General features: G+C 58.9%; 16 protein-coding genes. 5 read left to right on the top strand and 11 right to left on the bottom strand.

Going from position 1 to position 12936, the window contains the following annotated elements:
• Positions 1 to 15 precede the first annotated feature (15 nt).
• Entirely contained in the window at positions 16 to 924 is a 909-nt protein-coding gene (gene xerD / locus C4S63_RS01600; RefSeq protein WP_062816976.1) for a site-specific tyrosine recombinase XerD, read from the bottom strand.
• 184 nt (positions 925 to 1108) lie between these two features.
• On the opposite strand from xerD, the gene C4S63_RS01605 reads away from it, so the two are divergent.
• Positions 1109 to 1363, top strand: a complete 255-nt coding sequence (locus tag C4S63_RS01605) for a GlsB/YeaQ/YmgE family stress response membrane protein (protein WP_062816975.1) — start codon at positions 1109 to 1111, stop codon at positions 1361 to 1363.
• 54 nt (positions 1364 to 1417) lie between these two features.
• Positions 1418 to 2575: a diguanylate cyclase gene (locus C4S63_RS01610; protein ID WP_103916499.1), complete on the top strand. Its 1158-nt coding sequence runs from the start codon at positions 1418 to 1420 to the stop codon at positions 2573 to 2575.
• A 169-nt stretch (positions 2576 to 2744) separates the two neighbouring features.
• On the opposite strand, the gene rplS is transcribed toward C4S63_RS01610, so the two are convergent.
• The 5 genes from rplS to ffh all read right to left on the bottom strand — a co-directional run bounded on the left by rplS (position 2745) and on the right by ffh (position 6503).
• Positions 2745 to 3101 (bottom strand): 50S ribosomal protein L19, encoded by a 357-nt coding sequence (rplS, locus tag C4S63_RS01615; RefSeq protein ID WP_062816973.1) that lies wholly within the window; start codon positions 3099 to 3101, stop codon positions 2745 to 2747.
• A 10-nt stretch (positions 3102 to 3111) separates the two neighbouring features.
• Positions 3112 to 3894 (bottom strand): tRNA (guanosine(37)-N1)-methyltransferase TrmD, encoded by a 783-nt coding sequence (trmD, locus tag C4S63_RS01620; protein WP_062816972.1) that lies wholly within the window; start codon positions 3892 to 3894, stop codon positions 3112 to 3114.
• On the bottom strand, positions 3895 to 4434 hold the full coding sequence (rimM, locus tag C4S63_RS01625) for a ribosome maturation factor RimM (RefSeq protein ID WP_062816971.1): 540 nt from the start codon (positions 4432 to 4434) through the stop codon (positions 3895 to 3897). It lies immediately after the preceding gene.
• Positions 4434 to 4682 carry a 30S ribosomal protein S16 gene (rpsP, locus tag C4S63_RS01630; protein ID WP_062816970.1) on the bottom strand — a complete coding sequence of 83 codons (249 nt, stop codon included), beginning with the start codon at positions 4680 to 4682 and terminating at the stop codon, positions 4434 to 4436. The genes rimM and rpsP overlap by 1 nt, the downstream gene beginning before the upstream one ends.
• A 405-nt stretch (positions 4683 to 5087) precedes the next feature.
• Positions 5088 to 6503 carry a signal recognition particle protein gene (gene ffh / locus C4S63_RS01635; protein WP_062816969.1) on the bottom strand — a complete coding sequence of 472 codons (1416 nt, stop codon included), beginning with the start codon at positions 6501 to 6503 and terminating at the stop codon, positions 5088 to 5090.
• A 206-nt stretch (positions 6504 to 6709) separates the two neighbouring features.
• On the opposite strand from ffh, the gene C4S63_RS01640 reads away from it, so the two are divergent.
• Positions 6710 to 7510 (top strand): inner membrane protein YpjD, encoded by an 801-nt coding sequence (locus tag C4S63_RS01640; protein ID WP_062816968.1) that lies wholly within the window; start codon positions 6710 to 6712, stop codon positions 7508 to 7510.
• 406 nt (positions 7511 to 7916) lie between these two features.
• Positions 7917 to 9173 (top strand): HlyC/CorC family transporter, encoded by a 1257-nt coding sequence (locus C4S63_RS01645; RefSeq protein ID WP_103916500.1) that lies wholly within the window; start codon positions 7917 to 7919, stop codon positions 9171 to 9173.
• A gap of 166 nt (positions 9174 to 9339) precedes the next feature.
• Here the strand turns inward: C4S63_RS01645 and rssA are convergent, their stop codons facing one another.
• Genes rssA through C4S63_RS01665 form a run of 4 tightly spaced genes read right to left on the bottom strand, consistent with a single transcriptional unit; the run spans position 9340 to position 11596 of the window.
• Entirely contained in the window at positions 9340 to 10266 is a 927-nt protein-coding gene (gene rssA, locus C4S63_RS01650) for a patatin-like phospholipase RssA (RefSeq protein WP_103916501.1), read from the bottom strand.
• On the bottom strand, positions 10263 to 10469 hold the full coding sequence (locus C4S63_RS01655) for a DUF1289 domain-containing protein (protein WP_062816965.1): 207 nt from the start codon (positions 10467 to 10469) through the stop codon (positions 10263 to 10265). The genes rssA and C4S63_RS01655 overlap by 4 nt, the downstream gene beginning before the upstream one ends.
• Positions 10466 to 11002 (bottom strand): gamma carbonic anhydrase family protein, encoded by a 537-nt coding sequence (locus C4S63_RS01660; RefSeq protein WP_063509901.1) that lies wholly within the window; start codon positions 11000 to 11002, stop codon positions 10466 to 10468. Before C4S63_RS01660 ends, C4S63_RS01655 begins: the two co-directional genes overlap by 4 nt.
• Positions 11003 to 11020: 18 nt before the next feature.
• A complete protein-coding gene (locus C4S63_RS01665; protein WP_063509903.1) occupies positions 11021 to 11596 on the bottom strand; it encodes a CoA pyrophosphatase in 576 nt (191 codons plus the stop codon).
• A gap of 171 nt (positions 11597 to 11767) precedes the next feature.
• Here C4S63_RS01665 and C4S63_RS01670 point away from each other — a divergent pair, with 171 nt between their 5' ends.
• Positions 11768 to 12331 (top strand): NUDIX hydrolase, encoded by a 564-nt coding sequence (locus C4S63_RS01670; protein ID WP_062816963.1) that lies wholly within the window; start codon positions 11768 to 11770, stop codon positions 12329 to 12331.
• Between the two features lie 141 nt (positions 12332 to 12472).
• Here C4S63_RS01670 and C4S63_RS01675 read toward each other — a convergent pair whose 3' ends face one another.
• Positions 12473 to 12805 carry an NGG1p interacting factor NIF3 gene (locus tag C4S63_RS01675; RefSeq protein ID WP_103916503.1) on the bottom strand — a complete coding sequence of 111 codons (333 nt, stop codon included), beginning with the start codon at positions 12803 to 12805 and terminating at the stop codon, positions 12473 to 12475.
• Between the last annotated feature and the right edge of the window lie 131 nt (positions 12806 to 12936).

Consider the following 12936-nt stretch of genomic DNA (forward strand, 5'->3'; position numbering starts at 1 on the left):
AGCCCGGCGAGCGGGTCAGGTTCCCGAACGGGGGTGATGTTTCTGGTACAGATCCTGTAAGCGCTGCTGCGCCACATGGGTATAAATCTGGGTGGTGGACAAGTCACTGTGGCCAAGCAACAACTGCACCACTCGCAAGTCTGCCCCGTGATTCAGCAGATGGGTGGCAAACGCATGACGCAGTGTATGGGGTGAGAGTTTTTTTTCCACCCCGGCGACCATAGCCATTTGCTTGATACGATGCCAGAACGTCTGGCGGGTCATACAGGTGCCTCGTCTGCTGGGGAACAGTAGCTCCTGATTGTCCCCCAACAGCAAAGGTCGCGCCTCACGCAGGTACCGGGCCAGCCAGTGAAGCGCCTCTTCGCCAAGGGGAACCAGACGCTCCTTGTCTCCCTTGCCGATCACACGAACCAATCCCTGGCGGGGATTGATCTGGCTCTGGGTCAGGGTAACCAGCTCGGTGACCCGCAACCCGGTCGCGTAGATAAGCTCAAGCATGGCCCGATCCCGCAATCCCAGTGGGGTGGACACATCCGGGGCCGCCAGAAGCGCCTCCACATCGGCTTCGGTAAGGGTTTTGGGTAGCGGCCGGCCGGTTTTGGGGCGCTCGATCAACAGCGCCGGGTCCTCTTCGATGCGCCCTTCCCGCTTCAACCATCGGTAAAAACTCTTCACCGCTGACAATTGCCGGGCCACCGAACGGGCTCCCACTCCCTGCTGATGGCGGTCCGCGAGAAATTCCAACAACTGGTAACGCTGGCATTGCAGCAAATTGGCATGCTGGCCCTGCAGCCAGATGGCCAACTGGCGGATATCCCGCCGATAGCTCTCCAGGCTGTGCTCACTGAGCCCTTTTTCCAGCCACTGCTGATCCAGCCAGCTGTCGATCAGGCGCCCATGGTCATCGGTTAACTGATTCATTCCTGAATAAAGCCCTAAACAGCAAGAAAAAACAATGGGTTAACGACATTCTGCATGGCCGCTTCAAACTGTCTTTTACCAAAAATTACGCCCGGAGCGCGCCACATTAACGACAGCGGCCGCCTTTTGCGGCAACAATGGGTCTGTCCTTACAACTGACAATCAGCTACCAAGGAGAGGAAATATGGGCATTCTATCGTGGATTGTGTTTGGTTTGATCGCCGGGATCATTGCCAAGTGGATCATGCCGGGCAAGGACCCGGGTGGCTTTATCGTCACTATTCTGATTGGTGTGGCCGGTGCCTTCGTGGGCGGCTGGCTTGGCTCCATCACCGGTATCGGCGGCTCCATGGGCGATTTCAGCCTGGGCAGTTTTGTGACCGCCATCGTCGGTGCATTGGTGTTGCTGGCGCTCTACCGGATGCTCAGAAAAGCGTAAATCTCCCCCTTGCGGTTTCGCTCTCCGCGAAACCGCAACCCAACCGCGACAGCCATGATAAAACCATTAGAAGAACTCTATCGGCTCATCGGTCAGCAAATTAATGGCAGCCCCCGGGAAAAAGGCATTTTCATCTGCTGGATCGGGCAACCCATCTACTGGATTATCTTCCTGGGATGTGCCGCGGGACTGACCCTCTCCGTCTTTATTGAGGGCGTCTACAACCCCCTGCTTTGGGCTGGCTTGGCGTGGGGCCTTATTGCCAGTCTGATGTGGCTGGCCATCGCCCTGTTCGGCAGCCGCACGCCCATGTCCGAGAGCGGGGAAACCCGGTTTGCCAATTTCACCATCCTGCTTTTCGGGCTCAGCGGCATCGTCTCGTTGTTACTGGTAGGCCCATTCAATCTGGTTACCGGCATTGTCCTCACCGGCTGCGTCCTTATCGGCCTGCTGCTGTTTCCCGCGCCCCAGATCACCCTGGTTTTCGCCTGCTCCATGGCCGCCATACTCGCCTACGCCATTGCCGTCAGCCTGGATAGCACGCTGTATCGGCCCTTGCTTTCCCCCGTGGACTACCGCCCGGCACAGGTCTGGTATGACATGATGACAATCATGGCGGCTGGCCTGATCATCATTAAAGATTCCTTTACGGTTGCCGCACTTACGTCTACCTGGCGCCATCGGGAAGCCTCCACCTTTGACCGCTCCATACGCGATCCACTCACCGGTGTGGTCAATCGCGGGCACTTGTTACAGACCCTCAACCAGCAACTTTCCCTGCCAGTGCGCAATCGCAAAAGCCTGGCTGTGGTGCTCATGGATGTGGACCATTTCAAACAGATCAATGACCGTTACGGCCATGCCATTGGTGACCAGGCTCTGATTCATGTTGCCGAGACGCTGCAGGACAATCTTCGCGACAATGACCTGCTGGGGCGTTACGGGGGCGAGGAGTTTCTGATGCTGCTGCCCGGGGCCACCCTGTCCCAGGCGCAAAATGTTGCCGAGCGGTGTGCCGAGGCGCTACGTCGCAACACAATGCCGATTGCCGGTTCTCCAGCCATCAAGCTCACCGCCAGTTTTGGTGTCAGCAGTACCGGGGAGGCATCTGCGATAGATGCCCATACGCTGATTGAGGAAGCAGACCGGGCCATGTACACCGCAAAACACCAAGGGCGAGACCGCGTGGTGACCTATTCACGGCCGCAGTGACCCGAAGCGTGCGCACCCTTTGTCCTCTGTGACAGACACAAAAAAGCCGCGCCCTTTCGGGAGCGGCTTTTTTGTGTGGAGCATTCTGTTTGGCCAGAGGTCGATTTCGCATGCCCTACAGCAAAGGCTAAACCGACATTCGCTCGCGACAGAAGATACGCGCAGGATCTTAGCGGATTTTTTCCTTGATCCGGGCAGACTTGCCAGAGCGGTCGCGCAGGTAGTACAGCTTGGCGCGGCTTACATCACCACGACGATTCACTTCGATGGAATCAATCAGCGGGCTGTGCAGCTGGAATACACGCTCAACGCCCACACCGTGGGAGATTTTGCGAACGGTGAAGGCAGAGTTCAGGCCACGATTGCGACGTGCAATCACAACGCCCTGGAACGCCTGAAGACGCTCACGGCTACCTTCCTTTACTTTCACTTGCACGGTGACGGTGTCACCGGCGCCGAATTCCGGCAGATCGGATTTCAGCTGGGCTTCTTCGATGCCCTGGATAATCAGGTTCTTGCCACTCATGGCAGTGCTCCTAGTCTGTCGTTTTTGCTGTATGCGGCGACTGCTCGGCGATGTATTCGTCCAGCAGCTGCTGCTCTTCAACGCTCAAACCCCGCGCCCGGCGGGCTTCCAGCAGGTCGGGACGCTGTTGCCAGGTCCGTCCCAGCGCCTGTTTCAGACGCCAGCGGCGAATCAGCTCGTGATTGCCGCTCAGCAGTACCGGGGGTACTGCCTGCCCGTTGTACACCTCCGGGCGGGTGTAGTGGGGGCAATCGAGCAGGTGTTCGAATTCACCGGAAAACGAATCCTGCTCGGCGGAATCCTGGTGTCCCAGCACTCCGGGTAACAGTCGGCTGACCGCATCGGTCAACACCAGCGCCGGCAATTCGCCGCCGCTGAGCACGTAGTCGCCGATGGAGATCTGTTCATCCACTTCCGCCTCGAGCAAACGCTCGTCTACGCCCTCATAACGCCCCGCCAGTAATACCAGACCGGGCTTTTCCGCCAACTCCGCAGCTTTCGCCTGGGTCAGCGGCTGCCCCTGGGGGGACAGATAGATCACGGTGGCCGCCGGATTGGCTGCGCGGGCCGCCTGCAGGGCTTTCGCCAGCGGCTCCACCTTCATCACCATGCCTGGGCCGCCGCCAAAGGGGCGATCGTCCACGGTACGGTGACGATCTTCGGTGAAATCCCGAGGGTTCACGGTGTCCAGCTGCAATTGGCCGTTTTCCACCGCGCGCCGGGTCACACCGAAGTCAGTAATCGCTTTTGCCATTTCCGGGAACAGGGTTACCAGCGTCACCGAAAAAGGCATTTAAAACTCCGGATCCCAGTCCACCGTCATCCGGCCTTCGGCCAGATTCACTTCGGTGATCACATCGTCCGGCAGCCAGGGAATCAGGCGCTCGCGCCGATCCAGGCTGTTGCTGTCGCCGCGTACCGCCAGCACATCGTTGGCACCGGTTTCCAGCATGCGTACCACCTTGCCCAGGTCCATGCCGTCCACGTGATGAACACGCAGGCCGATCAGGTCGCGCCAGTAGTACTCCCCCTCCCCGGAGGTGGGAAGCAGATCACCGGGAACCCCGATGTCTTGCCCCACCAGGCTTGCCGCCGCTTCACGATCGGTGATTCCCTCGATCTGCGCGATAAGCCCCTTGCCCTGGGGGCGAAAGCCGGTCAGTTTCACCGGCTTCCAGTGGCCACCCTGTTTCAGGTGCCAGGGTTGATACTGCTGGAGGTTGTCCATGGGATCGGTATAGGAATACACCTTTACCCAGCCCTGGATGCCGTGCACCCCGAGGATGCGACCGACCACCTCCAGCTTAGAGGACACTTGCCCTCCCCCTGCCATCAGGCTTCCTTACGGGCCTGCTTAGCCAGGGATTTGACACGGTCAGACAGCTGCGCGCCTTTGGCAACCCAGGCGTCCAGGCTTTCCAGGTTCAGCTTGAGAGGGATTTCACCGCCGCGGGCGATGGGGTTGTAGAAACCCAGCTGCTCGATGAAACGGCCGTCACGGGCGTTACGGCTATCGGCAACAACAATGCTGTAGAACGGGCGCTTCTTGGAACCGCCACGGGCAAGACGAATAATTACCATGGTTCATTTACCTTTTATCAATCCGGTTTCCCGGCCTATCTCGTGATAAGCCATCGTATCCGCTTGAAAGCCAGCCCTGACAGACAGGGAAGGCCGCGAAGGGCGCGAATTATACAGAGAGAAGCGGCAGGCAACAAGCACCACGCAACACGCTTTCTACAGCGCCCCTGTAGGAGTACCTCTTGAGGTGCGAACCTCGCGCAGCGAGGACATTGCCCGCAGGGCAATCAGGGCTTGCCGAACTCGACAGGTTTCTCCCCTGGGATACACACCCTCAAGGACAGTTCGCACCTCGAGAGGTGCTCCTACAATAATATCGGGAGCCCTACCCCCAAACGCAACGCGGGCAGAGAGGCGGCTTAACCACCCACTCTGCCCGCGTGGCAGCTTGCGGCTTGCAGCTTTCTACATAGGCGGCATACCGCCCGGGCCGCCCATGCCCCCCATTCCGCCAGGGCCACCGGGGCCGCCATTGCCCCCCATCATGCCTTCCATGCCCCGCATCATGTTCTTCATGCCACCCTTGGTGCGCATCTTCTTCATCATCTTGGCCATCATCTTCTGCTGTTTCATCAGACGATTCAGGGCCGGGATATCCAGGCCGGCGCCGGCGGCAATGCGCTTCTTGCGCGACCCCTTGATCAGATCCGGGTTACGGCGCTCTTTCGGGGTCATGGAGTCGATCAGCGCTTCCATGTGTTTCATCTGCTTCATGGCCGCCGGGTCCTGGGCCGCCTGCATCATGCCGCCCATACCAGGCAGCTTGTCGAGCAGGCCCGCCATGCCACCCATGTTGCGCATCTGCTGGAACTGGTCCTTGAGGTCCTCGAAGTCCATGGCCTTGCCTTTCTTGAACTTCTTGGCAATTTTCTCGGCCTTGGACTTGTCCAGCTTGCGCTCGGCTTCTTCCACCAGGGACAGCACGTCGCCCATGCCGAGAATCCGGCTGGCGATACGGTCCGGGTGGAACGGCTCCAGGGCATCGGTCTTCTCGCCCATACCGATAAACTTGATCGGCTTGCCGGTAAGGTGGCGAACCGAGAGAGCGGCACCACCGCGGGAATCACCATCCGCCTTGGTCAGAATCACACCGGTGAGCGGCAGGGCTTCATTGAAGGCCTGAGCCGTATTAGCAGCGTCCTGACCGGTCATGGCATCGACCACGAACAGGGTTTCCACCGGGCTGATGGCCCCGTGCAGGCGCTTGATCTCACTCATCATGTCTTCATCGACATGGAGTCGACCGGCGGTATCGACGATCAACACATCCATGTAGCGACGACGGGCTTCTTCCAGAGCGCCGTTGGCGATATCCACCGGGTCCTGATCGCCGGTGGAGGGGAAGAAGTTGGTCTCCACCTCCCCCGCCAGGGTTTTCAACTGCTCGATCGCCGCCGGGCGATACACGTCGGCGGACACCACCATGACCTTCTTCTTCTCCCGTTCCTGCAGGAAGCGGGCGAGTTTGGCCACGGAAGTGGTCTTACCGGCACCCTGCAGGCCGGCCATCAGGATAATGGCCGGCGGCTTGGTGGCCAGGTTAAGGGCGTCATTGGCGTCGCCCATGGTGTGGACCAGCTCGTCATTGACGATCTTCACGAATGCCTGGCCGGGATTCAGGCTCTTCAGGACTTCCTGGCCCAGGGCCTTTTCTTTCACCTGTTCGACAAACTCTTTCACTACTGGCAAAGCCACATCGGCCTCCAGCAGTGCCTTGCGCACTTCGCGCAGGGTGTCGCGGATATTGTCTTCGGTCAGTGAGCCCTGACCTGCCAGGTTTTTAAGCGACGATCCCAACCGGTCGGTGAGATTCTCGAACATGGGGTTACCTCCAAATACACCGTGTCTGCGGCTGGCCTTCGCCACCGCAGGGACAGGGGCGCGATTATAGCCTTCCTTGACCGCCAACGTCATGGGGCAGACACCGGCAGAAAATGAGAATGATTGTTGATAGTCAAGTTATGCCTATGCCAGACTTCAGCGGCCCGCCACTTTATTCGGGTAATGACGACGGATAACAACGACCTATGAACCTTTCCGTGATCAGTGGTTTTGCCGCCTTTGCCCTGTATCTGGTTGCTTGCCTGATCCTTTACCGGCAGTACCGCGGGCAACAGCGCCCTTCCCGGGTCTCCGTGCTGCTCCCCGGGAGTCTGGCCGTGCTGGCCCATGGACTCTGCCTGTGGCAAATCATCCTGACTCCCCAGGGGCTGCAACTGGGCGTGTTTCCGGTGGCGTCCACGGTGGCTTTCACCGGCGCTATCGTGGTGCTGCTTTCCAGCCTCTATCGACCCTTCGAGTGGATTTCTGCGCTGGTCTATCCCTTTGCGGCACTGACTATCCCCGCCATGCTCTGGGTCAACACAGGTTATATCGCCCACCCCCTGGCCCACGGCCTGGGGGTGCATGTGCTGTTTTCCATTCTTGCCTACGCCGTGTTGGCCATTGCCGCCTGCCAGGCGGTACTGCTGTGGGTGCAGGACCGGCAGTTGAAGAGCGGCCATATCCGCGGCGTGATGCGGGTTTTTCCGCCCATCCAGGTGATGGAATCCATGCTGTTCGAAGCCATCTGGCTGGGGCAGATCCTGCTTACCGTGGCGATCTTCAGTGGCTTCCTTTACGTGGACAACCTGTTCGCGCAGAACCTGGCACACAAGAGCATCCTGACGCTGGTGTCCTGGGTGGTATTCGCGATCCTGCTCACCGGCCGCTATTTGCGCGGCTGGCGGGGGCGCACTGCTATTCGCTTTACGCTGGGTGGTTTCGCGGTGCTGCTGGTAGCCTTCTTCGGCAGCCAGCTGGTGCTGGAATTTATTCTCAAGCGGTGAGGCAGCAACAAGCCTCAAGCCACAAGCTGCAACGCGGGCTGGGCCGTGCTGATCGGATAGTGCCTTGCTCGCGTTTTTATAAAAGCTGTCCGTAGGAGCGTCGCTCGCGGCGCGATTCGGCGTTGATTGTGGCAACGCATTGCCGGGAAACCTGTCGAGCTCTGATATTCCTGATCGCCCTGCGGGCGATTTCCGCGCAAACGCGGTTCGCATGTCGCAGATCCCCCATGGGGGACAAGCATGGATTATTCGCTTTGCTCACCCTTCGGGCCGCACTGCACTACGTGCGTTACTCCGCTGCGCTGCGTTCCTGCAGCGGCTTCGTAGGAACGCAGCGCGCTGCTTGACACCTCCAGCCCCCAGCCCGAACAATAGCGGGCCGATTGGCGGATAAACGATATTTCCTTTGGATACCTACTCTGACGGGTGGCTGATAGGCGCCCTGATTGCCCTGATTCTTGGCTCTGCCTTCTTCTCCAGCAGTGAAACCGGCATGGTGGCGATCAACCGCTACCGACTGCGTCATCTGGCCCGCCAGGGTAACAAGGCCGCTTCCCGGGTGGAGGGGCTGCTCAAGCGTACCGATCGGCTCTTGTCCGTCATCCTGATCGGTAACAATTTCGTCAATAATTTCGCTGCTACTGTGGCCGCCATTCTGGCGATCCGCTGGCTGGGCGACAGCGGGGCTGCGGTGGCGCCGGTGGTGATCACGATCATCATGCTGGTGTTTGCCGAAATTACCCCGAAGACCTATGCAGCCATGAAGCCCGAGCGCGTGGCCTTCCCCGCCAGTGTGCTGCTGAAACCCTTGCAGGTGCTGCTTGCCCCCCTGGTGTGGATGGTCAACGGCGTCAGCATGATGCTGCTGCGGCTGGGCGGCATCCGTCCCCATGACCAGGACGACGATCACCTGAGTCCGGAGGAGCTGCGTACCGTGGTCAATGAAGCCGGCGGCCTGATCCCGGAAAATCACCAGAAGATGCTGCTCAATATCCTCGACCTGGAAACGGTGACCGTGGAAGACATCATGGTGCCCCGCAACGAGATGGTGGGTATTGATCTCGAGGATGACATGCACGAGATCCTCACCACCCTGCGCGCCAGCCAGCACACCCGCCTGCCGGTTTTCAACGGTGACCCGAACAACATGATTGGCCTGCTCCACCTGCGCAAGCTCAGCCGCTTGTTGCTCAAGGATGACATCAACAAGGCAGAGCTGATGCAGCACACAGTGGAGCCCTACTTTGTCCCCGAGGGTACCTCCCTGCACCAGCAGCTGATCAACTTCCAGAATGCCAAACGCCGTATCGGCATCGTGGTGGATGAATACGGCGATGTGCTCGGCCTGGTGACCCTGGAAGACATTCTCGAAGAGATCGTCGGCGAATTCACCACCGACCTGGCCGCCAGCAGTCCGGACATCCACCCCCAGGACGACGACAGCTATGTCATCGATGGCTCCGCCACTCTGCGCGAAATCAACCGCAGCCTGGACTGGGAACTGCCCACCGATGGACCCAAGACCCTCAATGGCCTGATTCTGGAATACCTGCAGGACATCCCCGATGCCAACATTTCGATAAAGATCGATCAATACCAGATCGAGATCCTGCAGGTGAAGGACAATATGGTGAAGGCGGTGAAGGCCAGGAAAGCAGGGTAAGTTGACAGTTGATAGTGGACAGTTGACAGCGTCGCGATAAAGGGTACTTTGAACTGAAACGCAAGAGGCCGCGCCCATGCTTTGTACGCGGCCTCTTGCGTTTCAGTTCAAAGCTAACTCGGAACGCGTAGCTGTCAACTGTCCACTATCAACTGTCAACTGCCCTTCAAACCCTATCCGCTACCGGTGAGCCCACCCAGGCGAGGATGTCGGCTTCATAGCGTTTAACCAGCGAACGCCCCTCTTCGATGGCTTCCTTGGCGCGATGAAAATCCATCAGCGCAAAATCCTCCAGCAAGGGCACCAAGGTGACTTCCGGCGGATCACCAGCCATTCGAGAACGGGTGATGCGGTCCTGCATGATATTGATACTGGACGCCACCACATCAAAGAAACCCGGGTCTTCATCGTCTTCGGAGATGAAGTAACCCATCATCTTGTGCCAGATGCTGCGCTCTTCGTCACTGCCGTCTTCCCCTTCGGCCTGGGTGCGGGTATCCCGGGACAGGTGGGCGCCAACCAGCTGGGCATTGAGGTTCACGGCGATGACCACATCCGCCCCCATGGCACGGGCGGCAGACACCGGTACCGGGTTGACCAGGCCCCCATCCAGCATCCAGCGACCCTGCATTTTTACCGGAGAGAACAACCCCGGCAGTGCACAGGATGCCCGGGCGGCATCCAGCATGGTGCCTTTGGTGATCCAGATTTCCCGGCCACTCTTCATGTCCGTGGCCACAGTCACCAGCTTTTTCTCCAGGGTTTCAATATCCGGGTTGTCATGATGCTCACGAAAGAAATTAAACAATTTCTCCCCCTTCACCATGCCCCCAGACAGACTGATATCCAGCAGCCCGAACACATCCTTGACGGTGAGCGACTGCACCCAGTCAGCGAATTCATTCAGCGTGTTGGTAACGTAGGCACCCCCCACCAGCGCACCAATGGAGGTCCCTGCCACCACCTGGGGCTGTACGCCGATTTCCTCCAATCCCTGGATCACACCGATGTGGGCCCAGCCCCGGGCAGAACCACTGCCCAGCGCCAAACCGACCACCGGCTTGTGAGGCGCCTGATCATGAATATTCGTCATGATGAACTCTTCTCCTTGCGAACCACACAGGGCGCCGGCTCGCCGTTCATGCGTTGCTCGATACGACGAAACACTTCCCGCTTTTCTTCATCGGAAAGCAGCCCCCAGATGGAAATCTCTCCACCACTGCGGAAACAGCCCACGCAGATATCATTTTCATCCAGCGCGCAGATAGAAACGCAGGGGGATATCAACTGGCTCATGACGAAAACCGTTCGTCCACTTCCAGGTGCTCGCTGAATTCCTTGGCATGGGCCACATAATGCATGCTGCTCATGGTCAGCATGGCCTTGTGGCCGTCGGTGATTTCCTTGACCACCTTGGCCGGGGAACCCATCACCAGGGAATTGTCGGGAATCTTCATCCCTTCCGGCACCAGGGAGTTGGCACCTATGATGCAATTCTTGCCCACCACCGCCTTGTTCAGAACCACCGCATTGATACCAATCAGGCTGTTGTCGCCAATGGTGCAGCCGTGCAGCATCACCTTATGCCCCACCGTCACATCACGGCCAATTTTCATGGGCACGCCGGGGTCCACATGCAGTACCGCACCGTCCTGGATATTGGTGTTTTCGCCAATCTCGATCACATCATTATCAGCGCGCAATACCGCGTTGAACCAGATGCTGGTGTTGGCTTCCATGATTACCGAACCGATTACGGTAGCGTTGTCCGCGATCCAGTGGCCGGCGCCCCGTTGTTCCAGTTGCCGGCTGCCAATTTTATAAATCATCAGTGCTTTCCTTCGTTGTCAGTCCGTCACTTCAAACGCAATGTTCGCATCATAAACGTGGTTGATCAGGTCCAGAATCATGAAGGCGGTGAGCCCCCAGATGCGCTTGTCTTCGTAGTAATAACTGGGAATGCGGAAACGACGGCCAAAAAAATCGATGGGGCTGGACAGCTCCGGCACTTCATCCAGAAAGAACCGCAGCGGCACCTGAAAGATGGTCTCGATTTCACCGGGCTCCGCCACCAGCGGTGCCTCCGGCCGGACGATACCCACAAAGGGCGTGACCTTCATCCCATAGCGGGACGCCAGCGGTGACAGCTGCGCCAGCACCTCCACATAGCCAGGGTCCAGACCCACTTCTTCCTGACTTTCCCGCAGGGCGGTCATCAGCAGGCTCTTGTCACCCGGGTCCCGCTTGCCCCCCGGAAACGCCACCTCGCCGGCATGGGTTGGCATGGTACTGGAACGCACGGTCAGGATCAGGCGCGGTTCCGGGTCATCAATCAGCGGCATCAGCACCGCTGCCTCCGGCAGTGCCAGCGGCAGCTCCGTGCGTTTGTAGTCCGGCAATCGCTGCCTGAGCTGATCGAGCACAACCTTCTCCTGTAATGCATGCAACGGTGCATCCAATTCAAACGGTAGTTTGAACAGGCGGGCCGCCGGCGGCAAGTCCGCGATCACAGTAACATCGTCACCGTGCCGATGGGGCCGCCGGAGATTCTCCTGTATCATCAGGTTTTTGCCGCGTCCGGAGCGAGAGGTTTCATGAAATTCTGCAGTCACTGCGGTAGCGACCAGATCGGTTTCAGCATTCCGGAGGGGGACAACCGGCCCCGTTACTGGTGCCCCGATTGCCAGACCATCCATTACCAGAACCCCAAGATCGTGGTCGGCGCAGTGCCTATCTGGGACGGCAAGGTGCTGCTCTGCAAGCGCTCCATCGAACCGCGCAAGGGCTACTGGACCCTGCCCGCCGGCTATATGGAAAACGGGGAAACCTTGCAGGAAGGCGCCGCCCGGGAAACCTGGGAGGAAGCCTGCGCCACGGTGGCCATCGGCGATTTGTATACCGTCTTCAACCTGCCCCATATCAACCAGGTCTATGTGTTCTTCCTGGGCAAACTGGAGGACGGCAAGTACGACGTGGGCGAGGAAAGCAGCGATGCCGGTCTGTTCGCCCTGGATGACATTCCCTGGGGTGAGCTGGCCTTCCCGGTGGTGGGACGCACCCTCAAGTTCTATATCGATGATCTCAAGCGTGACGAGTACCCGGTACGCATTCAGGAAGTGCCGCCCATCGGCAAGAAACACCTGACTAAAGATGCATAATGCTTCTGTAGGAGCCGCGAGAAACAAGGCTGAATGTCGTGTCTGAACATTCCTGATCACCCACGGGGCGGTTTCCTCGCTACGCTCGGTTCGCCATGCAAGCATAGCTCCTACGGGTACCTTCGAGGCTCCCTCGCCAGGTCAACCGGGTAACGGCTCCAGCCGCCACAGGTCAATGGCGGGCTCTTCGTAGGGGTGGGCCAGGCGCAGGGCGCTGATTACGGTTTGCACCCGCGACGCCGGGCAGCTTGTCTCCACCCGGTACTCTTCCACCACTTCCACGTCGCCCCCGGTCTCACCGATATAGGGATTGCTGCCTTCCAGGGGGCGGAACTGGCCCTGCCCCAGGGTCTGGAAGCAGCAGGCATCATAATCGCCCATGTGCCCGGCGCCGGCTTCGAAAATGGCGTTCTTCACCTGCTCCACATGACTGGTGGGCACGTAAAAGCACAGTTTGTAATACAGCTCGTCCATGGGGCTGGCCTCCTTGTCATTGTCGCTCGCAGCTCGGAAAAACGGATTGTTGCCACAGAGGGCACAGGGTTCAGTTGCAGGGTGAAAGTTAAAAGTTGCAACGCGCGACCAGAGGCAAGCCAAACGGAAAG

The organism is Alcanivorax sp. DSM 26293 (genome assembly GCF_900107995.1).
Classification (GTDB): Bacteria; Pseudomonadota; Gammaproteobacteria; order Pseudomonadales; family Alcanivoracaceae; genus Alcanivorax.

Coding starts and splice junctions, on each gene's coding strand:
- xerD (WP_062816976.1), bottom strand. CDS start 924: ATGAATCAGTTAACCGATGACCATGGGCGCCTGATCGACAGCTGGCTG.
- C4S63_RS01605 (WP_062816975.1), top strand. CDS start 1,109: ATGGGCATTCTATCGTGGATTGTGTTTGGTTTGATCGCCGGGATCATT.
- C4S63_RS01610 (WP_103916499.1), top strand. CDS start 1,418: ATGATAAAACCATTAGAAGAACTCTATCGGCTCATCGGTCAGCAAATT.
- rplS (WP_062816973.1), bottom strand. CDS start 3,101: ATGAGTGGCAAGAACCTGATTATCCAGGGCATCGAAGAAGCCCAGCTG.
- trmD (WP_062816972.1), bottom strand. CDS start 3,894: ATGCCTTTTTCGGTGACGCTGGTAACCCTGTTCCCGGAAATGGCAAAA.
- rimM (WP_062816971.1), bottom strand. CDS start 4,434: ATGGCAGGGGGAGGGCAAGTGTCCTCTAAGCTGGAGGTGGTCGGTCGC.
- rpsP (WP_062816970.1), bottom strand. CDS start 4,682: ATGGTAATTATTCGTCTTGCCCGTGGCGGTTCCAAGAAGCGCCCGTTC.
- ffh (WP_062816969.1), bottom strand. CDS start 6,503: ATGTTCGAGAATCTCACCGACCGGTTGGGATCGTCGCTTAAAAACCTG.
- C4S63_RS01640 (WP_062816968.1), top strand. CDS start 6,710: ATGAACCTTTCCGTGATCAGTGGTTTTGCCGCCTTTGCCCTGTATCTG.
- rssA (WP_103916501.1), bottom strand. CDS start 10,266: ATGACGAATATTCATGATCAGGCGCCTCACAAGCCGGTGGTCGGTTTG.
- C4S63_RS01655 (WP_062816965.1), bottom strand. CDS start 10,469: ATGAGCCAGTTGATATCCCCCTGCGTTTCTATCTGCGCGCTGGATGAA.
- C4S63_RS01660 (WP_063509901.1), bottom strand. CDS start 11,002: ATGATTTATAAAATTGGCAGCCGGCAACTGGAACAACGGGGCGCCGGC.
- C4S63_RS01670 (WP_062816963.1), top strand. CDS start 11,768: ATGAAATTCTGCAGTCACTGCGGTAGCGACCAGATCGGTTTCAGCATT.
- C4S63_RS01675 (WP_103916503.1), bottom strand. CDS start 12,805: ATGGACGAGCTGTATTACAAACTGTGCTTTTACGTGCCCACCAGTCAT.